Consider the following 25819-nt stretch of genomic DNA (forward strand, 5'->3'; position numbering starts at 1 on the left):
ACTAAATACTTTTAATTTTTTCAATAGTATGGAAAAATAATAAGAGTGAAAGATTTCTAGACAAAGGGGTATAAATCATGAAAACGTATAAGCTCACGGTCTTTGAAAAAGACGGTAAAAAGATTCTTGATGAAACATTTGAAGCATCGACTGACAACGAGGCAAAGAAAACAGGGGAATCATTATTGGAGGAAAAGGGATACCTTGACCACACTCACCGATGCACTTCCCCGCTTGGCAAGCTCGTATTATTCCATGCCTAAAAAAATGACCGGCATCCCTGAAACTAGTTGCTCAGGGATGCCGGCTGTTTTATTCCAGTAGATCCAGCCTCTCTTGAATGTTTTTCTTTTGAATTTCAATTTCTGCAAGTGCATGAGCCAGATTTCTCCTGTAAACGCTCAAAATACTCTGCCCGTAAGTGGTTCCGGGGACTGCCCATTTTCCATTTAATTGAGTCCAGTAGCCCGCACTCCCCCTGTTGACGAGTGAGAACCTCGGGTCAACAAGGGGATGCGACGGCGGCAGCTTTTCCTTGGACGCGTAGGCATACAGGTGCTGGATATGGGCAAGGACGCCTTCTTCAGGCGATTTAAAGGAAGCACCATCGACGCCGGGTCCTGTGGTCCCGAGCCCCGCAAAATTGTTCTGTTCCGGCTTGACCTGACCGGTGAACCTGAAGTAATTGGTTTCATGAATCGCTTGTCCAAATGCTATATCTCCGCGAATTCCGTATTCCTTTCCATACCTAATATAATACTCTCCAAGCAATGGGGCTCCATTGTTGATCGTTTTGACGAATTCATTCAGCTGATGCGCCTTCAATAGAGATTCTCCCAGGATGGTCACGTCTTTTGCAGGCGGTTCTGGAGGTGGCGCAGTTCCATTCCCTGTCCCTTCCGTTAAAATAAATGCCTCTATCTTTTCTTTATTTAGCTCCGCTATTAACTTCTCGGCACGGGCCTTATCGGTAAACGCACCTGCCTGTACTCTGTAATATGTCTTACCAGAGATCACCACCGTAGTGATGAACGCATCATAGGATTTTTGCTTCAAGAGGGCAGCCCGGTCTTCGGCATTTTTCCGGTCATTGAATGAGCCGGCTATTACCTTGAATAGCTGTCCCCCTGGAGATTCCTTTTTCTCAGGAAGTGATAACGCTTTGGCGACTCCCTCAGCTATGAGCATTGCGGTGTCGTTCCTGAATCCTGTATTGTTTAGGAGCGACAAGTCTTTATCATTATCGATGAATAAGATTTCCACCAGCAATGAAGGCATTTTGGTTTCCCTCAATACGTGGAAATTCGCTCTTTTCTTTCCCCTGTCAATGACAGGATATTTCTTTTTAATTTCATTTGTGAATCCATTATGAATGACAGTTTGGTATGTGAGGGTTGCGGCAGGAACGCTGCCGTTAAACGTATAACTCTCGAATCCTGTACCGCCTCCTGCATTGTGGTGAATGGATAAATAGAAATCGGCATTTGTGCTGTTGGCATAATTGCTTCGTTCCGTCAGTGACATGGTTTTATTCTCGCTCCTGGTCATGAGTATGCGTACTTCATACTTGTCGATTAAATATTCCCTGACTTTCAGGGCAGTCAGCAAGTTAAACGTTTTTTCTTCATTCCCTTTATAAGCTGCACCGGGATCACTTCCTCCGTGCCCGGGATCTAATATAATCGTCTTCATAGTATTCCCCCTTTATAGGATATTAATAGTTTATGCATCGAGAATATAGATTGTCTGGACAAATTTCTCTTAACTCTAGTAAATTCTCTATTTATTAGGCTTCGCCTTGAGTTATTCCCTTACCCCAAAGCTCTGATTTGTAACTGTCAAAATAAGAAAAGGTTCATTACAGCCGATGGCAGCTGTAACGAACCTTTTAATAGTACGGTAATCTATGAGTTTAGTTTCCTTTAAATTCAGGTCTTCTTTTTTCGACGAATGCCCGGACGCCTTCTTGGTGATCACCTGTCTGGCGCATGAGCCATTGTCCTTCTTTTTCCAGATCAAGTGCGTGCTGCAATCTTTCTTTATTCAGTGACACGTACACTTCCTTTGTCTTGAGCATCGCTCTTGTCGGTGCGGCCAGGCATTGTTTGATATAGCGTTCTATGCCATCCTCCAGCTTTCCGGATGGGAGTGCCTCATCGACGAGCCCTTTCATCAAAGCTTCCTGCCCCTCGAACACTTTTCCGTTCCAAATCAGCCTTTTTGCTTTATGGGTTCCCAGTCTTTCTTGTAACAGGAAGTGGCTGCCCCCATCAGGGATCAAGCCGATTCCGATGAAGTTCATCGCAAGCTTGCTGTCTTCTTCACATAAAATATAATCGGATGCAAGCGCCAAACTGAATCCAAGACCAGCAGCAGCCCCGTGAATGCCGGTTACCACCACTTTCGGCATCGAATACAGAGTCATGACCAGTTCACTGATTGTATCCATGATCCCTGAGAATTGTTCTTCTCCGCTCAGCATGAGCATCGATTTGATATCCCCTCCCGAAGAGAATCCCTTTCCTTCCCCTGTCAGGACCAGGATGGAAACTTCAGGATCTGCTTTGACTTCCTTTAATGCACCAAGAAGATCTTTCATAAGTCCTGCATCAAGAGCATTCAGAGATTTCGGGCGGTTCAGCTGGAGCCTTGCCACCCTTCCTTCTTTATGTAGCTTGACCGTTTCATAATGGTTTGACACTGTCAATGTAATCCCTCCCCTTCATTCTAGGATACCTCATAAAAAATGAATAGTGAATCATTTTTTGAATAGTTTTACTACTCGATAAGTAAACTTCTTGCCGCCGTTGTTGATTTACCTATATATATTTACTTCAATTGATTTAGCAATTAAAAAAGAGGTCAACCTATCGAGCGGCTGACCTCACTAAATTCACACCTGTTTGATTTTATCCTGCACTTGATCCCTGAGTGTCCGTTTCAGGAATTTACCGACGGATGTTTTCGGGATTTCATTAATGAAGAGGACATCGTCTGGGATCCACCATTTTGCGAACTGGGGTTTGAGGAAGTCGAGTATATCCTCTTTTATCACTTTCCCCTGGGAAGATTCCTTTAAGACGACACATGCGACCGGGCGCTCCTGCCATTGCTCATGTGGGACTGCAACAACGGCTGCTTCGAAGATATCTTCATGGGCCATGAGTGCATTTTCCAAATCGACTGAAGAAATCCATTCACCGCCGGATTTAATCAAATCTTTTGTACGGTCAACAATCTTTATATAACCCTCTTCATCGATGGTCACGACGTCACCGGTATAGAGCCATCCGTCACGGAATGCATCCTGGCTCCGTTCGTCCTGATAATATTCGGAAGCGATCCATGGACCTCTCAGGGCAAGCTCTCCCATTTCCTTCCCGTCCCAGGCTGCTTCTCCGTCTTTTCCGATAATTTTCATTTCAAGCCCGGGAACAAGGATCCCCTGCTTTGCTTTTAAGTCCAGCTTTTCATCGGCAGACAAATCAGCGTGATAGCTTTTCGAAGCAGCGATGACGGCCAGAGGACTTGTCTCTGTCATACCGTATGCGTGCATGAAAGGGATTCCGAATCTTTCTTCAAATGCTTTGATCATCCCCCTCGGTGCTGCAGATCCCCCGCATAAAATAGAACGCAGACTGGATAAGTCGTATTCATTCTGTTCAATCTCATTGAGGAGCCCGAGCCAGATTGTAGGGACTCCGGCCGTGATGGTCACCTTCTCATCCTGCATCAGCTTTGCAAGGATACCCGGTGTAAAATAAGGACCAGGAAGGACCTGCTTCGTACCAAACCATACCGAAGCAAAAGGAAGACCCCATGCGTTCACGTGGAACATCGGTACAACCGGAAGTGCCGTATCCTTTTCACATACTCCCGTGGTATCAGCAAGACCGAGTGCCATGGCGTGAAGCACGATTCCGCGGTGGGAATAAATGACGCCTTTAGGATTTCCGGTCGTCGCAGACGTATAACACATCCCGGCAGGAGCATTCTCATCAAGGTCCGTACGGAAAGAAAATGACGGATCCCCGTTGCTCAATAATTCTTCATAATGATAGACGTTTTCGAGCGAGGTTTTCGGGACTTCTCCATCCGTCATGACGATGAAGGCTTCGACACCCTGGATGCTGTCTTTGATCTTTTCGATGAGCGGCAGGATATCAGCATCGATAAGCAGTACTTTGTCCCCGGCATGATTGATGATATAGCTTATGTGCTGGGGGGACAGGCGTATGTTGATAGTATGCAGGACCGCTCCGCTGCATGGAATCGCAAAATAGGCTTCAAGATGGCGGTGATGATTCCAGGCGAGTGTACCTACCTTGTCTCCTTCTCTCACTCCCAATTTATGGAGTGCACTTGCAAGGCGCCTTGTCCGTGCGCCCCATTGTTTATAGGTGAAGCGCTGGATCCCTGATTCTGTGCGGGACACGATTTCTTTCTTTGGAAAGTATTTTTCAGCTCGTTCTATCATTTGTGTCAAAAGCAGAGGTGTTTGCATCATATTCGATCTCTCCCCTCAATTAGTGAAGCGCTTTCATTTTCTATCTATTAGTACTATTCTCCTCAACGGCTGCATTCTCCTTTAAGTAAATTCACACTACCCAGAATCATGATTAATCCCCGCTTTTGATTTCCGTGCAAATTTTGCTTTTCGCGGGCAGCCCGTTAGCCCGTGAGCCTCCAGGCATTCTCGCGGCAAAGTTTGTCCAGCTGCAGGGCTTTTCTTATAGGAGTGTTCATCGGGCACTCCAATCAACCGCTGGAAAGTCCCAACACCTAAAATGGACATTCAAACTAAAAAACCCGTACTGAATTGACTTCTGGCAGGCAATTCAGTACGGGTGGTAATTTAACTGAGACACTTTTGTCCCAGCCTTTTTGTTAGGAGAAGAGTTCATCCAATATCTTGATTTTCTTCTCGGTGTATTCTTTGAATGCAAGGTTATATGCGTTTGGTTCTTTTGGATTTGCAAAGTGGGTGATTTTCCCTGTCTTCGGGTCGATGAATTTGCTTGCTGCGCCGCAGCCGATTCCGATTATGGTCTGAACCTCTTCCATGATCATGATGTTATAGATGCTGTCCTGTCCGGGAAGTGCATACCCGACGTTCTCGAGGTTCCCAAGGATATTTTTCTGGCGGTAGAGATAGTATGGTTCGTATCCGTGCGCGCTGGTCCACTCCTCAGCAAGATTCATCATCCGTTCAATCTCAAGCCTGTCGGCTACCTTATACTTTTCTTTATTTTTGGTCATTTCCGATGCACGTTTGAATGACAAGGTGTGGACCGTCAACGATTCAGGCATGAGCTTTTCCGTTTCATCCAATGAATGTTGAAGTTCTAGTACCTCTTCATTTGGAAGTCCGATGATCAAGTCCATATTGATATTGTTCATTCCCATTTGACGGGCAAGATGGAACTTGTCGATTGTTTCTTCCACTGTATGATGACGCCCGATCGCCTTTAGGGTTTCCTGTGTATAAGACTGCGGGTTGATGGATATCCGGTCGATATTCCACTTATTCAACACTTCCAGTTTCTCCACTGAAATCGTATCCGGACGGCCCGCTTCCACCGTCACTTCCCTTACCTTGTCCACATCGGGGAAGGATCGGTACATTTCTTCGTATAAGGCATCCATCTCTACGGCAGTAATCGACGTAGGTGTCCCGCCGCCGTAATAAATGGTGGTGATTTTGATCCCTTTTTCTTTCAGCCATCGTCCCATTTCCTGAATTTCATAATGCAAACCGGCAAGGAACGAGTCGACGCGGCCCTGTTTTCCGAGGATCGCATAGGCCGGAAATGTACAATACGCACATTTTGTCGGGCAGAATGGTATCCCGATATAAATGCTCACTTCATTCTGGACATCGTAGAGATCCGGAACGACGGAGAGCTGGCGGTCGACGATGTTCTGCATCAGCTCTATTTTTCCGTCCGTGATCAGATATTCTTCCTTCAGCTTTGCATGGACTTCTTCCCTTGGCGTGCCAATCTGGTTTTGTTTATGGATAAGCTTGGTTGGGCGGATACCTGTGAGGATACCCCATTTTTGCCTGATTCCGGTGAGGTCCTGCAGTACATTCAAATAGACATGGGAAAGGGCAGTCTTCACCTGCCTGAACCCTTCTTTCTCCGTTTCAAAGGGTCTCCATTCCTTCGAATACTCAGAACAGATTTCCTTTCCGCTTTCCGGGTCCTCAAGAGCCGCTTTTGCCTCAATTCTATTTTCAGTATTTATGTCTATATGGACTTTTAAATCAACGGAATCGCACTCATTAAAATAAATGCTTGTCTCTTCAAAAAATAAATTGGCTATCAATCGCAGAGGCCGTTCAAAACGTTCATCCGCCACTCCTGTTATTAAAATATTCACCTTTATAATCACCTTTCAATAAAACTAGCTTTTTCTAGTGTACAGAAAGGGATGAAAATGGTCAATGAACCCGGGAACGGCCTGTTTGATGATCAAATTACCTACTGTAAAAGCGAACGGGCCGATAAGGCAGCATTCCGCCTAATCGGCCCGTTGGGGTTCATGATCTGATGATGTTCATTTTCTTAAGAAATGGAATCGGGTGCTGCTTCCTGAAGAGTTCTGTGATGAAGTAAGGGAGCCCTTTCAGGTCCTGACTTCTAGTAACCCAGTCTGCATGTGCTTTTACCTCCCGTGGCGCCTCTCCCATCGCGACCCCGAGTCCGCAGCATCTGATGGCGTCGACATCATCTATACCCGCACCTACCATGACAATCTGCTCTTTTCTGATGCCGAGCCTTTCAGACAGGTACAACAGCCCCCTTAGTTTCGAGACCCCTTTAGGAAGAATATCAAGGGTATGTTCGGAAGTAGGGATCGCATCCACTTCCTCGTACATTCCTTTCAGTGAAGCAGCAATATCCCAAACATCTTCTTTATGTTCCAGCAGCACAGAAATTTTCGGAACAGCAAGAGGATTTTCAAGCAGGTGGTCGCTCACCACATTCACGTATTGCTTGCTGTATAAAAATCGTGAATCCCTATCCCAGGACAGAGTGGATGTCAGTTTGGACTGATTATTCGCTTTGCCTACAATGCTTTGTTTTTCATGTGAAAGCTGAACCTGTCCGGGGAAGCCTTCGAGGAATTGTGTGATCTCATAAGTGAGTGCCTCAGAAATTTTCCTCACATACAGCGGCCGATCCCGTTCAGCAGCTATATAAGCCCCGCCGTGGGTGATGATTGGACCGTCTATCTTCAAGGCTTTTGCAACCTTTCTGGCAGAAGCAAAGTTTCTGCTTGTGATAAGAGTGACCTGCACTCCTTTATTTTGGACGTACTCAATCGCTTCCTTTGTTTCTTTTGCGATTTTTCCGTTTTCATTAACAACAGAGCCGTCGATATTAAGTGCCATCATTCTATAAATCATTGGTGTCCCCCCTAAGTGTTGTCTACTTCCTTTCTTTAGTTTTATGAAGAAATATAGACAAATATGACAAGAGGGTGGTTTTAGTGAATGAGACGAACACACTAGAGTAGTCGTTAACCAACTCTAATAATTTCCGTTCAAGACTCCAATCAATCGCTTGAATGAGCTAAACTAAAGATGTTACTAAAATTAAAAACCCGAACCAATTTACATCCTGGAATGCAAATTGGTTCGGGTTTTCCTAGACTAAAACACTTTGTCCCAGCCTCACTTTTAGTGAAAAAGATTATTTCTGCATAGAACCATAAAGCTCTTCAAGTGGCTTCATGATGACTTTGTTCAAGTCCTGGATGACCATGCTCATGCGTTGTTCAGCTTCCATCAGCTTGCCGATTTTTTCGTGCTGCTGCACAAGCTGTGCTGTTTTTTGAGCCTGTTCCACTTCTTCCTGTGTGATTTCTTCACCGTTCATCTGTTTTTGCTGAAGTGTCATTTGAATGTTTCTGAAGTTTTCAAACATCTTGTTTGCTGATTCGTCGCTGTTTACTTCGTCATACATTTTTTTAAGTTCCAAGAATTCGTCGCTTTGTCTAAGCGCACTTTCCAGTTCATTTGCCTGATCGTATAAGTTAATTGCCAAAATACGTACCTCCTAATATTTTCACTCTTTGTTTCCTCCACCACTATAACAAACTATGAGGGAGAATTCTAGGAAGTTCCCTTTTGCCCTTTTTCAGAAAATGAATCCTCCAAAAGGACGACTAAGAAAATACCATGACAAATATACTTTGGATCAACCCTATGATCCCTCCAAGCAGGGCACCGAGATAAGTGATCATCTTGAATTCACGCCTTGAAATGCCAAGCACTAATTCTTCGAGTCTGGCAACCGAGAAAGATTCCACCTGCTCCTGGACGATTTTCTGAAGATGCAGCTTTGTCATCAGATTCGGGATCTTTGCCGCTAAGAGGTCAGTGCCTTTTTCAATCCATCCGGGCAGCAACGTATCCGTAAACTTATGCTGATGAGGTGCAAACCAGTGAGACAATGGTTTTGAAAGATGCCCCTCGATATCGGCGATTCGGATCAATGAGGTGTGGAGCTGGGTCATGATGTCCTCTTCAGGAAGTTTATCGATCACTTCTCCGACTTGCATAAGTTTCAGTTTTCCCCATTCCTTCCGCAAAAGATTGTGAAGGATTTCCTGGGTCCCTTCATGTTTGATGAATTTGACGATTTCAGGCTGGACCTTATCAGCTACTGATGTATTTCCCAGGAACATCCCGAGCATGTTTCCAAGCATCCCCCGTTCTTTCAAGAAATCATCAATCATCACCTTCACTTTCGCTTTCCCTTCAGGGCTTGTGAAGTAGTTTTCAGCACGATCTGCAATCATGTCGACCAGTTTCGGGATCGCATCTTCGATTTTCTCCTGCCATTTTTCCGGGAGAGCTTCTGCAACGCTCTTTGTGCTGTATTCCAGTTTTGATCGGGTAACCTTGTCTTCCACCCAATCTTTCAGCCACTGGTTCAAAACATCGGATGAAACCGGGATTTGAAGTATCTCCAGCCATTCATTGACCGTCTTATCCGAGTGGAATACAGGGTCAGATTCCTCCTTCAGCCAATCAATGACGTCTCTTTGAAAGTCATCATTCATAATCTTTTTCTGAAGACTCTCAGGTGTAATTAAATGATCGACCACCATATTCCCGAGCTGTTCAGCAAGCTCCTCCCTCCTTTTCGGGATAAGGCCGGGTGTGAACGGAACTTTGAATCTTCCAATATAGTAAGCCTTGTAAGGCCTGAAAAGCATTTTGATGGCAAGTGAATTCGTGACGCCTCCAATAAGCGCTCCAATCACTACCATGAATCCAATGAGGATGAAAGCATCCAGCATAATGGCACCTTCCTTTTCTGCTTTGAACATTTTGCCTATCTTTACATACAATGCAATATGTGCATTAGCCCAATATATAATTATAGTGTTTTTCCATCTCTTTATGCAAATGAGGAATGTATGATGATGTTTAAAAGTCCCTTCTTCAGTTTAGAGAATCATAGAGAAGAAAATGAATTGATATTACCCCATGCCATCTACAATAAATTTGACTTTGCAGGAAAGTGGAAATTGAAAGCAGGAGCTGCCTCTCTTCACATAGAGTGCTTTCCTTCGGGTTCGAGTGCTCCTGGTGTTACATTGAGAAGCAGCGACCCGTTATTCTCTTCGCTTCCCAGGATGGAACATGCACTTGTAGATGTAGACCGTGAACGTAAATTGATCTCAATCGGGCCGATTACCGCTCTATTAATTGATAATCTTCAAGAAGAAAAGTTATACAAACACTCTTTAAAGGAATATTTTACAGAGTGTCAGCGGTGGTTTCAACAACAAGGCGGGCTTTTTTTCCTCATGACGGTTTCTTCATTCGTAAAGGATGAGGGAGAAGGATATTTGTTCGAGCAAGGAGAATGGCAGAAACGAATCTTTCCATTCCCTGATGTAATCTATAACCGGAGTCACTCACGCAAGATTGAAAGCCAAAAACAATTTCTGACTGCTTTGACCAGGACCGGAGATCGATCCATACACCTTTTCAACTCTACTTTCTTATCCAAGGATTCAGCTTATGCCCATCTTAAAACACATTCCGAGGTGCTGCCCCATCTTCCCGAAACCGCTACTGGACTAGAACAGTTGGAAGAGATGTTATCCATATATAACGATGTCTTCGTAAAAACAGTTAATGGGAGTAAAGGCCGCTACATTATCCGGATTCAAAAAAGGGAAAAAGATTATCTTGTCTCCCAAAATTCCTTTTCTTCTAAACCTACTCACATATTACGGACTTATTCATCCCTTTACAGACAGCTTCAATCCTGGTGCCGTCATTCCCAATACATCGTTCAGGAGACCATCCCTTTCTTGACATTCAATGGGCAGACGATGGACTTTCGGTTTTTGTGTCATAAGAACCACAGGGGAAGCTGGTCCGTCATTTCTGCTGCAGCCCGCATCGGTTCAGAAAATCAATTTGTTGCAAATATCGACCAGGGCGGACGGATGGAATCCCCTATTAAGATTTTAAGTGTCCTTTTTCCCGTGGACCACTCTGAAATCTATTCAAACATGAAAGAGGTATCACTGTCCTGCTCTTCTTACTTATCAGAACATTTGGAAGGAAACTTTGCTGAATTCGGCGTTGATATCGGGGTTGATTCAGCCGGGAAGCCCTGGATCATTGAAGTAAACTCCAAACCTTCCAAAAAGACGTTCATTGACAATGAGCGCATCAGGCCTTCTGTGAAAGCCTTATATGAATACAGCTACAATATCTGGAAGGGAAAAGGAGGAATATCATGAATTCAACACTTGGTATTATGACACTCAATCCCGCCCCTGATCATTCGTACTTCAGGGAAATCGGCATCCACTCTGCCCCTTATTCAATTGACCTTTGCCTATTCTCGCCTGCTGATATCTCCCCTGTCGATGAGACAGTGAAAGGGTTTGTTTTCAATAAAGAAAGCTGCGGATGGGAAGAGAATACCTTTGAGATTCCCGAATTCATTTATGACCGGACCTATTATGATGCCAGCCTGCCGTCCAGACAGGCGAAAGCGGTAGTTCAGTGGTTGAAAAATCAGCCCCATATCCGCTTTCTCGGATATGGACTCCCAAACAAGTTGAAAATTTACGAAAAACTGAAAGACTCCCCCCTTGCTTCCTATATCCCTGAAACATTCTTATTAAAGGACCATTTTCACTTATTTAATATCCTTATCAAACATAAAGATATCATTATCAAACCTGTTGACGGGGCACATGGGTTCGCTGTGTATCATTTAGTATTATCAAGAAACAGAGTGACTGTCCGCACGACCAAAAACCGGCAGATCGCCGAACAATCGTTCCAGTCGAAATCCACTTTTTTGAAATGGGCTGAGAGGCTTCTTGACCAATATACGTTCATTGCCCAGAGAAGGATTGATAACACAACCGACCAAGATACACCATATGACGTAAGGATCCTGTTGAATAAAGATGATTGCGGGGAATGGAGGGAGTTTCAGCGGGCCTTCAGGGAAGGGCCTCAAGGTGCGATTTTAACAAATATAAGCAGGGGGGGATCTTACTTTAAACAAGAAGACTGGGAAAGCAGATATCCAAAAGCTGCCTGGGATTTTATCAAAGCCGAGATGAATGAATTTCTGGATCAACTCCCCCATCTTTTGGAGGATTATTTTTCTCCTTTATTTGAACTCGGGATTGATATTCTTCTTGCTCGGGACAATTCGCTGTGGATCCTCGATATCAACTCAAAACCGGGCCACAAGATCGTTGAGACACTTGCCGCAGAAAAACAGCACCACTTATACCGCGCCCCCCTTGAATATTGTAAATATTTAAACACCCGATCTCTCCCATCCTTAAGGCGAGGTGAATATTAAATGTTAAAAACGTATAAATTGGAACAATTCAGAGCGAATGAACAAATCCTTTATCTTCCTTCGGGCTGGAACCCGGAAAAGAATGAGTTACCGAAGACCGCTATTCTAGGGACCAACAGACAGTCTATCGCATGTAAGCGGCATCCGAATGGAAGGAATGTGATCGGTATCAGTACAGCCCTTGCCCGCAGCCTTAATCTGCCAAAAAAGGTGACTGCACTGTCACTTTTCATGAAAGAAGACAGTATATATCTTGGGGTGCTGATAGGGGTATTCACTGCAGGATTCACAAATTTCAAACTAAGTCCTGTGGGGGAGCGCTCTTATTTCTTCAGGAAACTATTATCTGTCCAGTCTTCCCTGGGCGTGATTCCATTTGTATTTGGAGAGAAACATATTGATTGGGAAAACGGACTCGTGACAGGGTATTTTCATTTTGGGGAAGGGTGGGAAGTGGAAACAGTTCCTTTTCCTAATGTCATTTACGACCGGCTCCCAAATCGGCGCAGCGAAAATAGAAAAACATATAAAGAAATCAAAGAGAGGCTGCAAAGGGAGTACGGGATTCCGTGGTACAATCCAGGATTCTTCAATAAACTTGATCTGTTCGAACGACTGGAATCAGTTGATTCCGTCAGCCAATACCTTCCGGAGACTCATGCCTTTCAATCATTTGAAGAGATCGAGCGGATGCTCTCCCTCTATCATTCAGTTTATATTAAACCGCGAAACGGAAGCCTGGGCAACGGCATACACAAACTCACATACGACCGGCAGGCACAGGATTACTACTGCAGGTTCCGAGATCCGGGCGGGAAAAACAGGCTGGTAAGATTCTCATCCCTCGAACGGCTGATGAATTCCATCTTTAAAAACCGCAGCCTTGATTCATTTCTTGTCCAGCAGGGCATATCCCTTCTGTCGGAAGACAGCCGTCCTATTGATTTCCGCGTCCATACGAACAAAGACGAAGAAGGAAGATGGCATGTAAGTGCAATAGCAGGAAAAGTCTCAGGGATCGGCAGTGTCACCTCCCATGCAAACAATGGCGGAGTTGTAAAAAGTCTCAAAGAATTGTTTCCAAACACTTCCAGTAAAACTGAGGCAGAACAATCATTGAAAGATGCAGCACTTAAGCTTTCACATGCGATTGAGCAAAATATGGAAGGATATATCGGCGAAATCGGATTTGATCTGGGCATTGATGAAGACGGCAGGGTCTGGATGTTCGAAGCAAATTCAAAACCCGGGAGAGCCATTTTCTCTCATCCACACTTAAGAAGTTTTGACAAATTGACGAGGAAGCTTGCCTTATCTTTCGGGGTCTTCTTATCACAGCAAGCCCTCCAACACCCTGAGGAAATGATGCCATGAACATCTTTTATGACTTATCACGAAAGTGTTTTTTTCATAAGGAGGAAGCTCTCACCGCAGTGCCATTTGCAAAAGGGTCCTTCCTTCTCTCCTCCCACAAACACCAGGAAGCATATCATTTCAAGATACATTCAAAAAAGGAAATCCGTTCAGTCCCCCTAATCGGCATCGTCGCAAGTAAAGAAGAAAATAGATATAGAGGAAATTTTGAATTGTTCAGGTCGATACAAGAGGAACTGGAGGAGCAAGGAGCCCTTTGCTTCGTTTTCTCCCCTGAGGATGTTGATGGAAAGACCATAAACGGGATCATCTTCAACAAACAATTGAATAAATGGGTGAAGTGCATCTTCCCGGTACCCAGCGTGATTTATAACAGAATCCCTTCAAGGGACGCTGAACAGCATCAGGAATACAAAGCATTGCAAACGTTTATTAAGACATTCAATATCCCCTATTTCAATCCTCATTTCTTCAATAAGTGGGAAGTTCATCAGATTCTGTCTCAATGCAGCGATTTAAAAGACTACCTGCCTCCCACTGAAAAGTTGGAAAGTGAAGCAGGCTTTACGGACTTTTTAGAACGGTATAAAAGAATTTACGTGAAGCCATCTTTTGCCTCACAGGGAAAAGGCATCAGGCTGATAGAAAAGGAAGTAAACGGCACGATCATATGCAAAAGTATCAAGAAGATTGAAAAGTATACATCCCTGTCCCGTTTCCTCTCCACTTATGGGGAATGGTTTCACCCCGGGCAGAATCTGATTATACAGAAAGCGGTCCCTTGCAAAACCTTAAAAGACCACCGTTATGATTATCGGATCCTGGCAGTCCATACCGGAATGGAATTCAGACTGATAGGGATCGGCGTGCGTATTTCTCAGCGACAGGAAGTGACCACCCATGTTCCTGCAGGCGGAAAAATAATTTCAATTGAAGAAGTTTCAGCTCCCAGGACAAAGAAAGAAATCCTGGACATAGTGAAGACTTGCGGAAGGGAACTTGTGGCAGCTTTCGGTTACGTAGGTGAATTTTCACTGGATCTGGCCCCCCGTGAAGAAGGAGGTTATGTACTTTTTGAAATCAACTCAAAGCCAATGACCTTTGACGAAGAAGACATTGAACAGAATAGGCGGCAGCAGCTTGTCCGCACGTTTCTTATTCTTTCCGAACACAAAGAAGGTTGACCGTTTGTACACTTACAGTGGTCAACCCTTCTATTATCGAAGTGAATTATAAATCGTTGAAAAACGGGTGGCATGTTCCATTTCATCTGTCATGGCGATGAATAATGGATTGTAAGCCTGCTTGTTTGGCATTTCTAGTAATAGATTCCTGTAGAACTCTGCAGCCTCGAGCTCATTTTTCAATGCGCGCAGAATCCCTTCCTTGAAGGTTGTGTATTCAATCTTCTCTTTCTTGTGTTCATAATACTCACCTGTAAATAGATAATGAAGATACTGGAACATTTCATAATGTTCTTTCTCATCTTTTTTTGCATGCTCGATGAATTCTACGTATAAAGGATTATTAGTCCTCTGCTTTAAATCTTTATAAAAGTAATAGGCTGTCCACTCATCACTGATCGCTTTCTCCAAATCGCGAATAAAGTAATTCATGCTTTGTCCCTCCTAAAATCTCTTCAATAAATTCTATTTATTAAAAAAGAAAATTATGATTGGATAAGACTCTTTTCGCATACCTGCCTGTATTATACGAATGAAATTTCAATGGATAGCATGAACTCCTACACAGCAGGCGGTGAAACGTTTACAATATAGTTGAGGTGATTGAATTGATACAGCATTTCCAGTATAAAAGCATGTATGATAACAAACAGCTTCCGGGTTGGACCTTTTCGTTCTACTTCAGTGGAAAGAAATACGAAGGGAATTATCATAAAAACGGGAGTATTGAATGGACAAGCCACGAGCCTCCTGCAGTCAAACAAGAGGATCTGAAAAAACAACTGCATGAACTAATGTTGTTCCATGTGTATGAATAAATTCGTTCACACTTTCCATTACCCAGAAAAAAGCTGAATGAACCTCAGCCTCTTTTCAAAAACTAAACTCAGGAGGCTGATAAGAATGGAAAAAGATAAAAAAGACTATCAATTTCTTCCGGATACCAACTACGAGGGAAAAGGAAGTCTTTTCCTTGATGTTGACAGGATTATCAACGAGGGATTATCAGGGGGCTCCGTTCATATGAGGGGTGATTCCACAAACATCGGCGAAACGACTCTCATCACTGATTATGAGGAACCCCCGGCTCATTCTTAATGTCTTCAGGCGGGAGGCCTCACATGCAGGCCTCCCTTTCCCTTGTCATTACTGCTTACGAAGAGAAAAAGCTGCCCGAACGGCAGCTTTCCTTAATTTATCGGCTTTTCACCAGCATGTTAACGGCTTCCTTGATTGCATCTTCTGCACTGCCGCCTTCATCCGATTCACGGATGCATGCTTCCAGGTTTTTCGCAACGATCAAACCGATTGTACGGTCTACAGCAGTCCGCACTGCTGAAAGCTGTGTAACAACATCCTTACAATGTTTTTCTTCTTCCATCATCTTAAGGACGCCGCGGACTTGTCCTTCTAAGCGTTTCAAACGGTTTGTTACTTCTTTATTGTATTCCATATTGGACACCTCATAATGATTTATTCCTTATCCCATAGTAGTAGAATCAGGAAGAATTTGCAATCCGGGACCCTTTGATTCACTCATTTTTTTCAGTACAATGGATAATATACATAAATAATTGATAACCGAGGGATGAAATGTTAACTTCTTTACTTTTGAAATACCCAAATGCAGCCATTCAGAAACACTACCCGACAGTACATACGTCTAAAAAAATCTGGTTTACCGATGAGCATGAAAATGAATTCATCGGAATTGATGCAAGCGATTTATCAAGAGAAGAAACAGAATTGCTGAGATGTCTCTTTAAAGAACTGCCAAGTGGAAATAAGAGATTGAATGAGTCACCGCTTGCGAATGAGTGGGTTGATTTTTTATTTGAGAATGGACCTCTTCCTTCACTTCGTTCAATTGAGTATAGAGTGATTCAATTCACCATTCATGAAGAAACGGATATGCATTTATTGAAAGAGGCGTTCAGTCATTTACTGCCCCATCATACAATGCTGGTCATGCTGAATGAATATGAAGGGCTGATTATTGAGGAAAGTAATGAGATTCAAATAGATGCAGAGCAGCTTCGGTCCATTTCACACGTCATTGAATCTGATTTCTTTGCGAGCATATCTTTTTTTATCGGCCAGTTCCAGCAGGTCGACCCCGGTTTCAGTAAATCATTCAACTACGAGCGTATCATGAATAAATATTCCAAATCATCCATCCGTGCTAATTCTATCGAATCTGTTGTGACAGCCCTGCCATCCTATATGCTGAAGCATCTGCCGATAGAATGGAAAGAATATATCTTCAGTAAAACCTCACAAGTATTCTCAGAAGACAAGGAACTGATTCAGACCGTCAAGGCATTTCTGGAAAATCAGTCCAATATCAGTCAAACAGCAAAAACGTTATATATGCACCGGAACAGTGTGCAGTACCGAATCGAGAAATTCATTGAAAAAACCATGATTGATATCAAGACATTTGAAGGCGCGCTGCTTGCTTACCTCGCCGTTCTCGAATACGAATCTGACAACCTGCCTAAAAAATGAGGGGGAAGTTTGTGCAAGTTTACCATACCGTTCTGAATCCGCTTTCTTTAAAATGAATGCATAGAATAAAACGTTTTCATTACAGGAGGAGAATCGGAAATGGCTGAATTAAAATTAGATAATATTTATAAAATCTATGACAATAAAGTGACTGCAGTAAATGATTTCAATCTTCATATCAACGATAAGGAATTCATCGTATTCGTCGGTCCATCAGGATGCGGTAAGTCAACGACACTCCGTATGATCGCGGGGCTTGAGGAAATCTCAAAGGGTGACTTCTCCATCGATGGAAAACGCGTGAACGATGTAGCCCCTAAAGACCGCGATATTGCCATGGTGTTCCAGAACTATGCCCTTTATCCGCATATGAGTGTGTATGACAATATGGCATTCGGTCTTAAACTTCGTAAATTTGATAAAAAAGAAATCGACCGACGTGTACAGGAAGCTGCTAAAATCCTTGGTCTGGAAGCACTATTGGACCGTAAACCGAAAGCATTATCAGGCGGACAGCGCCAGCGTGTTGCATTAGGACGAGCGATCGTACGTGATGCAAAGGTCTTCCTGATGGACGAACCTTTGTCCAACCTTGATGCAAAACTGCGTGTGCAGATGCGTGCAGAAATCGCCAAGCTTCATCAGCGTCTTCAAACTACAACCATTTATGTAACGCATGATCAAACTGAAGCGATGACAATGGCTACCCGGATTGTTGTCATGAAAGACGGTGTCATCCAGCAGGTCGGGTCACCTAAAGAAGTATATGATAAGCCTGAAAACGTATTTGTCGGAGGCTTCATCGGCAGTCCGGCTATGAACTTCTTCCACGGTAAAGTTGAAGAAGGATCCTTTGTGATCGGTTCTTCAAAGGTTGCTGTACCGGAAGGAAAAATGAAAGTGCTTCGCGACCAGGGTTATGTTGGAAATGACATCATCCTGGGGGTAAGACCGGAAGATATTCATGATGAGCCTATTTTCATCGATACAGCACAAGGTGCCAAGATCAAAGCAAAAATTGAAGTATCTGAGTTAACAGGTGCGGAGACCATGCTTTACTCTCAAATCGAAGGCCAGGAGTTCGTGGCCCGTGTCGATTCCCGTACAGACATCAACGCAGGACAGACAATCGAACTTGCATTTGATATGAACAAAGCACATTTCTTCGATTCTGAATCAGAAACAAGAATCCGTTAATAAATGATAAAAACCACACTCCGGCCGGAGTGTGGTTTTTATATTGGTTAGAATTCAGTCAAATTGATGCTTTTTCCTTCTTCTTCCCCGCATCTAATACAGGTGAATAAATGCAGGCATGTATCCGTACAGCTGCTATTCGGTATGCCGTCTGCCAGCTGCACATGTTTTATATCCATATAGGCACTATATTCATCATAATAATCGTAATATCTTCCTTGATCCAAAGTGGAATCGCCGCATTTCGGGCACAGACCCTTATATTCAACAATCCCGTTGCATAATGCACATGCTTTCATGCGTGTCACCATTCTTTCAACTTAAGTGTTTAAACATATCCTTTTATGATTGACACTGTTTTATGTAGAGAAAATACAGGGAAAGAAACAGGAATAAATTCCCTTGTTTTTCCCCCGCATATAATTTCATGGACGAACCATAATACTTAGTAACAACACATAAAGCAACTCATAACCTTGGGTCATACCATTACAGATGGTCGCTAATGGAATGCGTGCCGGTGCAACTCCGGTTGACCCAACCAAAAAACAACCTATATTTAAGGAGATGAAAGATTATGCAACAACAACAATCTCGCAGCAATTCATCTAACCAATTGGTAGCTCCAGGAGCTCAACAAGCTATCGACCAAATGAAGTACGAAATCGCTTCTGAGTTTGGCGTACAATTAGGGCCAGACGCTACATCACGCGCTAACGGTTCTGTTGGTGGAGAAATCACTAAGCGTCTTGTTCAAATGGCTGAACAACAAATCGGCGGCGGACAATACTAATCCGCAGCAAAAATGAATATGTATGGATAAACCCCTGGCAGATGCCAGGGGTTTTTTATTTTTGAGGACCGCTTTATATAACGCTATTGATTTCCGTGCAAGACTACGCTTTCCGCGGGCAGCCCGTGAGCCTCCTCGTCGCTGCGCTCCTGCGGGGTCTCACATAAGCTACTCTTTCCGCAGGAGTCTCCGTCTTGCACTCCAATCAACCGCTGGAAACAGTTAAATTGTTCCTCTTACATACAAAGACTATGCTCTAACTACAACTATCTCCCTAGTTCATTAGTTGTTAACCATGTTAGCCGGTTTGATCCATTCATCGTATTGCTCTTCTGTAAGATAACCGGATTTAATGGCTGCTTCTTTTAGGGTCGAGCCGCTTTTGTGTGCATTTTTTGCAATTTCCGCTGCTTTTTCATAGCCGATGTGAGGATTCAATGCTGTTACAAGCATCAATGAACGCTGGACGAAATCCTCTATAACATCCTCATTGGCTTCCAGGCCTTTCACACATTTATCGTTGAATGAACGGATACCGTCTGTCAGCAGTCGTACAGATTGGAGCATATTATAGATGATCACAGGCTTGAAGACATTCAGCTCGAAATTGCCCTGGCTTGCTGCAAATCCGATACTGGCATCGTTCCCGAAAACCTGGGTGGCGACCATGGTGACAGCCTCACTTTGTGTAGGATTGACCTTCCCCGGCATGATCGAACTTCCAGGTTCGTTTGCAGGGATCGTGATTTCACCGATCCCGCTGCGTGGACCGCTTGACAGCCAGCGGACATCATTTGCCACTTTCATCAGGTCTGCAGCCAGCGCCTTTAACGCACCGTGCACATAAACAATTTCATCATGGGAAGTGAGCGCATGGAATTTATTGTCGGATGAAACAAATGGGATGCCGGTCTGTTCTTCAAGCTGCTCGGCGACTTTCCCTCCAAATGACGGATGGGCATTGATCCCTGTCCCCACTGCAGTACCGCCTATTGCCAGGTGGACAAGCTGTCCCATGCTTTCTTCAATTATATGACGGGATTTTTCCATCATTGCTCTCCAGCCGCTCACCTCCTGACCAAGTGTCAGAGGCGTGGCATCCTGCAGGTGTGTACGCCCGATTTTAATGATATCCTGAAACTTCCCTTCTTTTTCCCGCAGGGTTTCAATGAACTCATCGATTACCGGCAGAAGTTTAGATGATATCTCCTTATATGCAGCAATATGCATTGCAGTAGGGAAAGTGTCGTTCGAGCTTTGCGACATATTGACGTCATCATTCGGGTGAATCTTTTCATCACTGCCTGCCGTTTTTAAAAGTTCATTGGCACGATAGGCAACAACCTCATTTACATTCATATTTGATTGCGTGCCGCTTCCCGTCTGCCAGACCACCAATGGAAAATGTTCATCCCATTTAGCCTCCAGAATCTCGTCGCATGCTCCGCTGATTGCTTTCATTTTCCCTTCAGAAAGTTTTCCTAACGAATGATTCGCCATTGCCGCCGCCTTTTTCAGCTGCGCGAAAGCATATGTAACTTCCAGCGGCATTCTTTCTGTACCGATTTTGAAATTCTCTTTGCTTCTCTGTGTCTGTGCACCCCAGTATTTTTCCTTGGGCACTTTCATTTCACCTATTGTATCCCGTTCAATTCGGTAATCCATTTCTCTTCCTCCCTCAAATAATAGTCACATTACCATATTTCCACTATTTGACCTGTACTAACCACTTTCGGACAGGTTTTGTATCAAAATGTCAGCCGGGGTAGGTTCGGTGCTTTTCAAGGGTGAACTTCCCCTCCTCGGTTGTTCCACCCGAAGAATGAGGATTTGCCTTTTCATCTCTTACATCCTTTCGTCTTATTACTGCCGTTTCTCCCATTATCAATGCTTGAAGGGACGAAGCCATCATATTAAAAGCAAGGACAGTAAGGGAAAGAGCAGCAAGCGGGGAAAAAATGATCCATGGGCCCGTCATCATCTCGATCCGTGAATTACCTATGTTCCCGGCCCACTCATTGGAAAGGGAAAAGATTCGGGATTCTCCTACCATTATTTCCTTTTCCACCTGTCCCCCCAGCATTACCCCTAAAATCCCAAGATGAGCAAACAAAATCAGCACGCTCACATTGCGCTGGAAGAATAACAGAAAGAGGCGGGGCAGCAGATTCTTAAGAACATGACGGCGGTATAGGTACCATCCCCGCGCCCCCAGGGTCCTGGCGCTCAATATATATTCTTCCTGCATCGTCTTTTGGATCTCTTTGGAAAGCACTACAACGATCTGCGGCATCCCTATCAGAGTCAGCAGGAAGATTTGAATGCTGAGAAATTTTATTGGTTCAACTTCCGCATCCACCACAAAACGGAGCGGAAAGAGAAGCATAAAAGCGATGACGGCCATTGGAACATAAATCATGGATTCCACTGCTTCTTCAAATACAGTCAAGAATCTTTTAGACAATCCCGTAAAAGCAATAGAAAAAAACAGGGAAAGAACCAGCTGTAAAAAACTGATGAGCAGGCCGAGCAGAATAGTGAATTTTGCCCCTTGGATGATATAAGTCCAGAGAGGGATTCCCAGCCTGTCTGATCCCAATGGGGGCAGCTCTGCGGGAGTGAAAGGGGGACCCGCCATCCCCCCATCCAGGTGCAGGAAGCTGATGCTTTCAACTCCTTTTTCGAAAAATGGTTCATAAAGGAAACTAACCAGTAAAAGTACAGTGAGAAAGATGAACCCAGTCAAGAACTTCGGCTTTTTCAACAGCTGCTTAAGCATACGTCCCGTCCTCCTTCATGCCGATGCTTTTTTTCATGCGCTGCTCGATCAAAGTAAAGAGAAGGAAGAACGGCAGAAAAATCAGTGTACTGATAATGACGAAGGTGTATCCCGTCGACCACATCAAAAGTCCCATCACACCGCGCATATTAAATAATTGTTCAAGGATGAAGAGGTTCGAAAGCATAAAGGAAAAGACCAGTTTCATTTGATAAAATAAACTGTACAGCACATTCCTGAAACTGTGGACCACCAAAATATGAACAGAACTCAGCCCTTTACCCCGGGCAAGTTCAACATAAGCCTTCTTTTCCTCTTCTTTCAAAAGCAATACGATCGTCTTGACTAAAAAAACGGCAGGAACCACAGTCAAACAAGTGACAGGAAGTAAATAGATTTCTTCACCAGTCATGGCGATATCCCCGATCAACACACCCGTCTCCCTGAAGTACATAACAACGAGCAGCTGCACGCCGATGATGATAAAGATATCCGGCAGCGACTCTATCACATTTACAACAGATAGCAGAAAGCGTTTAATGGTTCCGGATGCGAGTGAAATCATCATGCTCACAAGAAAAGCGATGATGACAGCCAGCAAGAGTGAAATAAAGAAAACTTTCATCGAATACGCAACCCTTTCAAAAAGAACATCAATAAGGGCATATTCCTTTCCCATGACAACAATTGACCATTGATCCGGCCTTGCCAAATAAAGAAAAACATCATAAATTGCACTGAGATATGCGTACGGATATAAACCAAATGAGCCGCTTTCTCCATTCAAATAGACATATTGAAAATCTGCATTAAAGAACAGATTTGGCAGTGCACTGATAAAAACCAATCCTGAAAAGATAAGTAGTAATCTTCTGAATATCTTCATTGAATCCCCCATTTCCGCTATATTACCTTTTCTTTCCATAATGGAGAAATCCCTGCTTTTTCTCCTGTTTTACACAAAAAAAAGATGAATGGTGAGGGCCCATTCATCTTTTCCTTTCATCTTATCAAGTTTAAAAATTGACGTGTGCGGCCGTGCTTAGGGTTCTCGAATACTTCCTGAGGAGTTCCTTCTTCCAGGATGTAACCGCCGTCCATGAAGATCACCTTATCTGCGGCTTCTTTTGCGAATCTCATTTCGTGGGTGACGACGACCATCGTCATCCCTTCTTCTGCAAGATCCTTCATGACTTTGAGTACTTCTCCAACCAGCTCGGGATCGAGTGCGGATGTCGGTTCATCAAACAGCATCACCTGCGGTTCGATTGCAAGGGCCCTTGCGATGCCGACCCTCTGCTGCTGTCCTCCGGAAAGCTGAAACGGATAATAATCGATTTTGTCGCCTAGGCCCACTTTTTCAAGGAGCCGGATGGCATTTTTCCGGACATCGGCTTTTTTCTTGCCCTGTACGACGACCGGGCCTTCCATGACATTCTCAAGAGCCGTCATATGCGGGAAGAGGTTATAAGTCTGAAAGACCATGCCGGTCCTTCTTCTGAATTTCAAAAGCTCGGCAGTTGATACTTTTTCAGAAAAATCGACTGTCATTTCTCCGATCGATACGGTGCCTTCATTAGGTGTTTCGAGTGCATTCAAGCATCTGAGAAACGTTGTTTTACCGGATCCGGAGGGACCGATCAGAACGATCACTTCCCCTTTTTTGACTTCCACATCCATGCCTTTTAACACTTCCAGGTCATCAAAGCGCTTCTTCAGTCCTTTTATCGAAATCATCTTTACCCTCCTTTATTTAGCGATATATCGATCAAGTCGTGCTTCCACTCTTCCTTGTATGATCGATAGAATGAAACAAATGATCCAATATAATAATGCCGCTTCCATGTACATTAGAAGGAATTCATAGTTGGTTGCCGCAATTTCCTGTGCTTTCCTGAACATTTCTGTCACGAAAATCAGTGAAGCAAGCGACGTATCTTTTACCAGGCTTATAAATGAATTGGACAATGGAGGGATGGACACCCTTGTCGCCTGCGGCAGGATGATTCTCTTCAGCGTCTGTGAATAACTCATCCCGATGGAGTATCCTGCTTCCCACTGACCCTTGGGAATGGACTGAATGGCAGCCCTCACAATTTCTGAAGAGTATGCCCCCATGTTCAATGAGAACGCAATGACGGCTGCAGGAAATGGTTCCAGCTTAAGGAATTCGATGCCGAGGGAACCGAGTCCAAAGAATATGATGAACAGCTGTACCAATAGGGGAGTTCCCCTGATAGCCGATACATATACTCTCGCAATTCCCCGTAAAACGGAAAATTTCGACAGTCTGGCAAGAGCAGTGAAAACAGCAATGATTAATCCTAAAGTAAACGATATGAGCGTTAGAGGGATAGAATAATACAAAGCTCCCTTGATCATCGGAAGCAGGGAGCTTTGTAAAATATCGAACATTTCTTCAGGATTTTGAAAAATACTACTTAGGAGATACATTCTCGCCAAACCATTTGTTGGAGATCTCTTCGTAAGTTCCGTCTTCCATCATTTCCTCTAACGCTTTATTGACTTCTTCCACTAACTTGTCATTACCCTTACGGAACATCAAGCCGCTTTGTCCTGCATCTTCAGCTTCGGCAGCGATTTTGATATTGGAATTCTTTTGTTTATTCATATAGTCGAGGATAGAAATCTTATCATTGACTGTCACATCCACACGGCCCTGTTCAAGCAGCTGAATCGATTGGGCGAGCCCGTCGACTCCCTGGATGACAGCACCATTTTCTTCGGCAATATCTCTGTAATTACTTGTCAGTGATTGAGCAGAAGTCAGCCCTTTAATATCTTCAAATGATTTCACATCGTTGTTATCTTTCGAAACGACTACCACTGCACTTGATTCAATATAAGGCTTTGAAAAGTCATACTTCTTCTGTCTGTCTTCACGGATCCCCACCTGGTTGGCAATCATATCGAAGCGGTTGGAATTCAACCCTTCGAACATCGCGTCCCATTGTGTTTCCTTGAAATCAGCTTCAACACCGAGCCGTTTAGCCACTTCTCGTGCGATTTCAACGTCAAATCCAGTTAGCTTGCCTGATTCATCATGAAATGTGAAAGGAGGATATGTTCCTTCTGTTCCCACTAGCAGCTTTCCTTCTTCTTTCACTTTATCGTAAAGAGACTGTTTCGAATCCCCGCTTGACCCTTCATTATCTTTAGATTGTCCGCATGCTGAAAGCACCATTGAAAGAACCAGCAGCATAACAGCTGAAATTTTCCACTTTTTCATCATCAAACCCCCACTAATCTTATCGGAATTATTAACTACGAATGTCATCATAAAACGATACCTGTAAAAAGTCAATGAGAAAATCTTAATTTCAAGATTAATTTTTCTCAGATGCACACTCCTTTGGTATACTTTTAATCTAACCTATTGAATGAACACAAAGTTTTTTTAAGGAGGGGTATCCATGAAAATCGCTCTCTTTGGCAGTACCGGCAGGGTCGGTGCTGTTGTATATGAAAATGCACGAAACGATCATACGATTCACCGATTGACGAGAAAGATTGTTCAAGAAAAAAGTCTTCAGGAAATTGCAGTGACAGGCGATGTACTCAATGAGGAAGATGTATTCAATACGATTTTCGGCTGCGATGCAGTCGTCAGCTGTCTGAATACAGACAAGGAAGATGTGTTGTCGAGGAGCATGCCCATTATCTTAAAAGCGATGAGGCAAAACGGCATCACCCGCATCATCACATGCGGCACGGCCGGGATACTGAATTCAAGGACGGAACCTCATTTATACCGTTTCCAATCGAATGAATCAAAGAGAAGGAGCTCCACCGCTGCGGAAGATCATCTCAGGGCCTTCCTGATGCTTCAGGCTTCAGGACTCCAATGGACGGTCGTTTGTCCGACGTATCTTCCTGACGGGGAACGAATAGGAGAATACCGCATAGAAAGAGACACCCTCCCTGAAGATGGCAAGAGTATCTCCATTTATGATACAGGTGATTTTATTTATCATGAGTTGATGAACCCGCAATTTATCCGAAAGAGGGTAGGGATATGTTATTAGAGCAAAAGGTGCCGTTTTATGCGGGCTGGAGCTTTGCGGTGCCTGGCTCGTTTGCGGCGGTATGAGCCTGG

Annotated in this window: 27 protein-coding genes; 11 read left to right on the forward strand and 16 right to left on the reverse strand. The window is 43.9% G+C overall.

The features are described 5' to 3' along the window. Positions 1-77 precede the first annotated feature (77 nt). Positions 78-263: a YhzD family protein gene (locus ACKA06_RS06875; protein WP_058298176.1), complete on the forward strand. Its 186-nt coding sequence runs from the start codon at positions 78-80 to the stop codon at positions 261-263. 49 nt (positions 264-312) lie between these two features. Here the strand turns inward: ACKA06_RS06875 and ACKA06_RS06880 are convergent, their stop codons facing one another. The 7 genes from ACKA06_RS06880 to ACKA06_RS06910 form a co-directional block, all read right to left on the reverse strand. Next, positions 313-1692 carry an N-acetylmuramoyl-L-alanine amidase gene (locus tag ACKA06_RS06880; protein WP_198258329.1) on the reverse strand — a complete coding sequence of 460 codons (1380 nt, stop codon included), beginning with the start codon at positions 1690-1692 and terminating at the stop codon, positions 313-315. Positions 1693-1912: 220 nt separating this feature from the next. Then, complete coding sequence (locus ACKA06_RS06885; RefSeq protein ID WP_318293703.1) at positions 1913-2701, reverse strand: enoyl-CoA hydratase; 789 nt, start codon at positions 2699-2701, stop codon at positions 1913-1915. 192 nt (positions 2702-2893) lie between these two features. Then, a complete protein-coding gene (locus tag ACKA06_RS06890) occupies positions 2894-4507 on the reverse strand; it encodes a long-chain fatty acid--CoA ligase (RefSeq protein WP_411159329.1) in 1614 nt (537 codons plus the stop codon). 380 nt (positions 4508-4887) lie between these two features. Then, positions 4888-6384: a coproporphyrinogen III oxidase gene (locus tag ACKA06_RS06895; RefSeq protein WP_032089285.1), complete on the reverse strand. Its 1497-nt coding sequence runs from the start codon at positions 6382-6384 to the stop codon at positions 4888-4890. Between the two features lie 160 nt (positions 6385-6544). Beyond that, complete coding sequence (locus tag ACKA06_RS06900) at positions 6545-7414, reverse strand: HAD-IIB family hydrolase (RefSeq protein WP_214873839.1); 870 nt, start codon at positions 7412-7414, stop codon at positions 6545-6547. 286 nt (positions 7415-7700) lie between these two features. Then, positions 7701-8054, reverse strand: coding sequence for a YlbF family regulator (locus tag ACKA06_RS06905; protein WP_032089287.1), 354 nt, complete (start codon positions 8052-8054; stop codon positions 7701-7703). Positions 8055-8175: 121 nt separating this feature from the next. After that, entirely contained in the window at positions 8176-9345 is a 1170-nt protein-coding gene (locus ACKA06_RS06910) for a DUF445 domain-containing protein (protein ID WP_411159330.1), read from the reverse strand. A gap of 93 nt (positions 9346-9438) precedes the next feature. On the opposite strand from ACKA06_RS06910, the gene ACKA06_RS06915 reads away from it, so the two are divergent. Genes ACKA06_RS06915 through ACKA06_RS06930 form a run of 4 tightly spaced genes read left to right on the forward strand, consistent with a single transcriptional unit; the run spans position 9439 to position 14425 of the window. Next, entirely contained in the window at positions 9439-10779 is a 1341-nt protein-coding gene (locus ACKA06_RS06915; RefSeq protein WP_411159331.1) for a YheC/YheD family endospore coat-associated protein, read from the forward strand. Then, the gene (locus ACKA06_RS06920) at positions 10776-11867 is read left to right on the forward strand and encodes a YheC/YheD family endospore coat-associated protein (RefSeq protein WP_198258335.1); all 1092 of its coding nucleotides are present in this window, start codon (positions 10776-10778) and stop codon (positions 11865-11867) included. Before ACKA06_RS06915 ends, ACKA06_RS06920 begins: the two co-directional genes overlap by 4 nt. Then, entirely contained in the window at positions 11868-13241 is a 1374-nt protein-coding gene (locus ACKA06_RS06925) for a YheC/YheD family endospore coat-associated protein (protein ID WP_411159332.1), read from the forward strand. It abuts the gene before it with no gap. Between the two features lie 59 nt (positions 13242-13300). Continuing rightward, on the forward strand, positions 13301-14425 hold the full coding sequence (locus ACKA06_RS06930) for a YheC/YheD family endospore coat-associated protein (protein ID WP_214873831.1): 1125 nt from the start codon (positions 13301-13303) through the stop codon (positions 14423-14425). Between the two features lie 33 nt (positions 14426-14458). Here ACKA06_RS06930 and ACKA06_RS06935 read toward each other — a convergent pair whose 3' ends face one another. Further along, on the reverse strand, positions 14459-14857 hold the full coding sequence (locus tag ACKA06_RS06935) for a ferritin-like domain-containing protein (RefSeq protein WP_214873830.1): 399 nt from the start codon (positions 14855-14857) through the stop codon (positions 14459-14461). Positions 14858-15033: 176 nt separating this feature from the next. Between ACKA06_RS06935 and ACKA06_RS06940 the strand changes: the two genes are divergently transcribed. Beyond that, on the forward strand, positions 15034-15243 hold the full coding sequence (locus ACKA06_RS06940) for a YheE family protein (protein ID WP_032089292.1): 210 nt from the start codon (positions 15034-15036) through the stop codon (positions 15241-15243). Between the two features lie 85 nt (positions 15244-15328). Next, positions 15329-15523, forward strand: coding sequence for a hypothetical protein (locus ACKA06_RS06945; protein ID WP_032089293.1), 195 nt, complete (start codon positions 15329-15331; stop codon positions 15521-15523). A gap of 97 nt (positions 15524-15620) precedes the next feature. On the opposite strand, the gene ACKA06_RS06950 is transcribed toward ACKA06_RS06945, so the two are convergent. After that, positions 15621-15878 carry a metal-sensitive transcriptional regulator gene (locus ACKA06_RS06950; RefSeq protein WP_214873828.1) on the reverse strand — a complete coding sequence of 86 codons (258 nt, stop codon included), beginning with the start codon at positions 15876-15878 and terminating at the stop codon, positions 15621-15623. A 140-nt stretch (positions 15879-16018) separates the two neighbouring features. Here ACKA06_RS06950 and ACKA06_RS06955 point away from each other — a divergent pair, with 140 nt between their 5' ends. Beyond that, on the forward strand, positions 16019-16933 hold the full coding sequence (locus ACKA06_RS06955) for a PucR family transcriptional regulator (protein ID WP_411159333.1): 915 nt from the start codon (positions 16019-16021) through the stop codon (positions 16931-16933). 99 nt (positions 16934-17032) lie between these two features. Further along, complete coding sequence (locus ACKA06_RS06960; RefSeq protein ID WP_198258338.1) at positions 17033-18130, forward strand: ABC transporter ATP-binding protein; 1098 nt, start codon at positions 17033-17035, stop codon at positions 18128-18130. 47 nt (positions 18131-18177) lie between these two features. Here the strand turns inward: ACKA06_RS06960 and ACKA06_RS06965 are convergent, their stop codons facing one another. Next, positions 18178-18429 carry a hypothetical protein gene (locus tag ACKA06_RS06965; protein ID WP_032089297.1) on the reverse strand — a complete coding sequence of 84 codons (252 nt, stop codon included), beginning with the start codon at positions 18427-18429 and terminating at the stop codon, positions 18178-18180. A gap of 278 nt (positions 18430-18707) precedes the next feature. On the opposite strand from ACKA06_RS06965, the gene ACKA06_RS06970 reads away from it, so the two are divergent. Continuing rightward, positions 18708-18923 carry an alpha/beta-type small acid-soluble spore protein gene (locus ACKA06_RS06970; RefSeq protein WP_032089298.1) on the forward strand — a complete coding sequence of 72 codons (216 nt, stop codon included), beginning with the start codon at positions 18708-18710 and terminating at the stop codon, positions 18921-18923. A gap of 282 nt (positions 18924-19205) precedes the next feature. Here ACKA06_RS06970 and fumC read toward each other — a convergent pair whose 3' ends face one another. The 6 genes from fumC to ACKA06_RS07000 all read right to left on the reverse strand — a co-directional run bounded on the left by fumC (position 19206) and on the right by ACKA06_RS07000 (position 24952). Then, entirely contained in the window at positions 19206-20588 is a 1383-nt protein-coding gene (gene fumC / locus ACKA06_RS06975) for a class II fumarate hydratase (RefSeq protein WP_411159334.1), read from the reverse strand. A gap of 91 nt (positions 20589-20679) precedes the next feature. Continuing rightward, entirely contained in the window at positions 20680-21702 is a 1023-nt protein-coding gene (locus tag ACKA06_RS06980) for an ABC transporter permease subunit (protein ID WP_058298164.1), read from the reverse strand. Then, positions 21695-22588 (reverse strand): ABC transporter permease subunit, encoded by an 894-nt coding sequence (locus ACKA06_RS06985; protein WP_162266025.1) that lies wholly within the window; start codon positions 22586-22588, stop codon positions 21695-21697. The genes ACKA06_RS06980 and ACKA06_RS06985 overlap by 8 nt, the downstream gene beginning before the upstream one ends. A gap of 116 nt (positions 22589-22704) precedes the next feature. Further along, positions 22705-23439, reverse strand: coding sequence for an amino acid ABC transporter ATP-binding protein (locus ACKA06_RS06990; RefSeq protein ID WP_214873818.1), 735 nt, complete (start codon positions 23437-23439; stop codon positions 22705-22707). Between the two features lie 12 nt (positions 23440-23451). Further along, entirely contained in the window at positions 23452-24156 is a 705-nt protein-coding gene (locus ACKA06_RS06995; protein WP_032089302.1) for an amino acid ABC transporter permease, read from the reverse strand. Beyond that, positions 24140-24952: an amino acid ABC transporter substrate-binding protein gene (locus tag ACKA06_RS07000; protein ID WP_411159335.1), complete on the reverse strand. Its 813-nt coding sequence runs from the start codon at positions 24950-24952 to the stop codon at positions 24140-24142. Before ACKA06_RS07000 ends, ACKA06_RS06995 begins: the two co-directional genes overlap by 17 nt. Before the next feature lie 184 nt (positions 24953-25136). Between ACKA06_RS07000 and ACKA06_RS07005 the strand changes: the two genes are divergently transcribed. Continuing rightward, a complete protein-coding gene (locus ACKA06_RS07005) occupies positions 25137-25748 on the forward strand; it encodes an NAD(P)-dependent oxidoreductase (protein ID WP_214873814.1) in 612 nt (203 codons plus the stop codon). Positions 25749-25819 lie beyond the last annotated feature (71 nt).

The organism is Rossellomorea oryzaecorticis (assembly GCF_045897515.1).
In the GTDB taxonomy this organism is placed as follows: domain Bacteria; phylum Bacillota; class Bacilli; order Bacillales; family Bacillaceae_B; genus Rossellomorea; species Rossellomorea enclensis.

Bases quoted from the DNA above. Each gene is read 5' to 3' on its own strand.
- ACKA06_RS06960 (WP_198258338.1), top strand. From the start codon at position 17,033: ATGGCTGAATTAAAATTAGATAATATTTATAAAATCTATGACAATAAA.
- ACKA06_RS06915 (WP_411159331.1), top strand. From the start codon at position 9,439: ATGATGTTTAAAAGTCCCTTCTTCAGTTTAGAGAATCATAGAGAAGAA.
- ACKA06_RS07005 (WP_214873814.1), top strand. From the start codon at position 25,137: ATGAAAATCGCTCTCTTTGGCAGTACCGGCAGGGTCGGTGCTGTTGTA.
- ACKA06_RS06955 (WP_411159333.1), top strand. From the start codon at position 16,019: ATGTTAACTTCTTTACTTTTGAAATACCCAAATGCAGCCATTCAGAAA.
- ACKA06_RS06995 (WP_032089302.1), bottom strand. From the start codon at position 24,156: ATGTATCTCCTAAGTAGTATTTTTCAAAATCCTGAAGAAATGTTCGAT.
- ACKA06_RS06985 (WP_162266025.1), bottom strand. From the start codon at position 22,588: ATGAAGATATTCAGAAGATTACTACTTATCTTTTCAGGATTGGTTTTT.
- ACKA06_RS06970 (WP_032089298.1), top strand. From the start codon at position 18,708: ATGCAACAACAACAATCTCGCAGCAATTCATCTAACCAATTGGTAGCT.
- ACKA06_RS06950 (WP_214873828.1), bottom strand. From the start codon at position 15,878: ATGGAATACAATAAAGAAGTAACAAACCGTTTGAAACGCTTAGAAGGA.
- ACKA06_RS06980 (WP_058298164.1), bottom strand. From the start codon at position 21,702: ATGCTTAAGCAGCTGTTGAAAAAGCCGAAGTTCTTGACTGGGTTCATC.
- ACKA06_RS06925 (WP_411159332.1), top strand. From the start codon at position 11,868: ATGTTAAAAACGTATAAATTGGAACAATTCAGAGCGAATGAACAAATC.
- ACKA06_RS06890 (WP_411159329.1), bottom strand. From the start codon at position 4,507: ATGATGCAAACACCTCTGCTTTTGACACAAATGATAGAACGAGCTGAA.
- ACKA06_RS07000 (WP_411159335.1), bottom strand. From the start codon at position 24,952: ATGAAAAAGTGGAAAATTTCAGCTGTTATGCTGCTGGTTCTTTCAATG.
- ACKA06_RS06920 (WP_198258335.1), top strand. From the start codon at position 10,776: ATGAATTCAACACTTGGTATTATGACACTCAATCCCGCCCCTGATCAT.
- ACKA06_RS06965 (WP_032089297.1), bottom strand. From the start codon at position 18,429: ATGAAAGCATGTGCATTATGCAACGGGATTGTTGAATATAAGGGTCTG.
- ACKA06_RS06875 (WP_058298176.1), top strand. From the start codon at position 78: ATGAAAACGTATAAGCTCACGGTCTTTGAAAAAGACGGTAAAAAGATT.
- ACKA06_RS06990 (WP_214873818.1), bottom strand. From the start codon at position 23,439: ATGATTTCGATAAAAGGACTGAAGAAGCGCTTTGATGACCTGGAAGTG.
- ACKA06_RS06900 (WP_214873839.1), bottom strand. From the start codon at position 7,414: ATGATTTATAGAATGATGGCACTTAATATCGACGGCTCTGTTGTTAAT.
- ACKA06_RS06880 (WP_198258329.1), bottom strand. From the start codon at position 1,692: ATGAAGACGATTATATTAGATCCCGGGCACGGAGGAAGTGATCCCGGT.
- ACKA06_RS06935 (WP_214873830.1), bottom strand. From the start codon at position 14,857: ATGAATTACTTTATTCGCGATTTGGAGAAAGCGATCAGTGATGAGTGG.
- fumC (WP_411159334.1), bottom strand. From the start codon at position 20,588: ATGGATTACCGAATTGAACGGGATACAATAGGTGAAATGAAAGTGCCC.
- ACKA06_RS06910 (WP_411159330.1), bottom strand. From the start codon at position 9,345: ATGTTCAAAGCAGAAAAGGAAGGTGCCATTATGCTGGATGCTTTCATC.
- ACKA06_RS06945 (WP_032089293.1), top strand. From the start codon at position 15,329: ATGGAAAAAGATAAAAAAGACTATCAATTTCTTCCGGATACCAACTAC.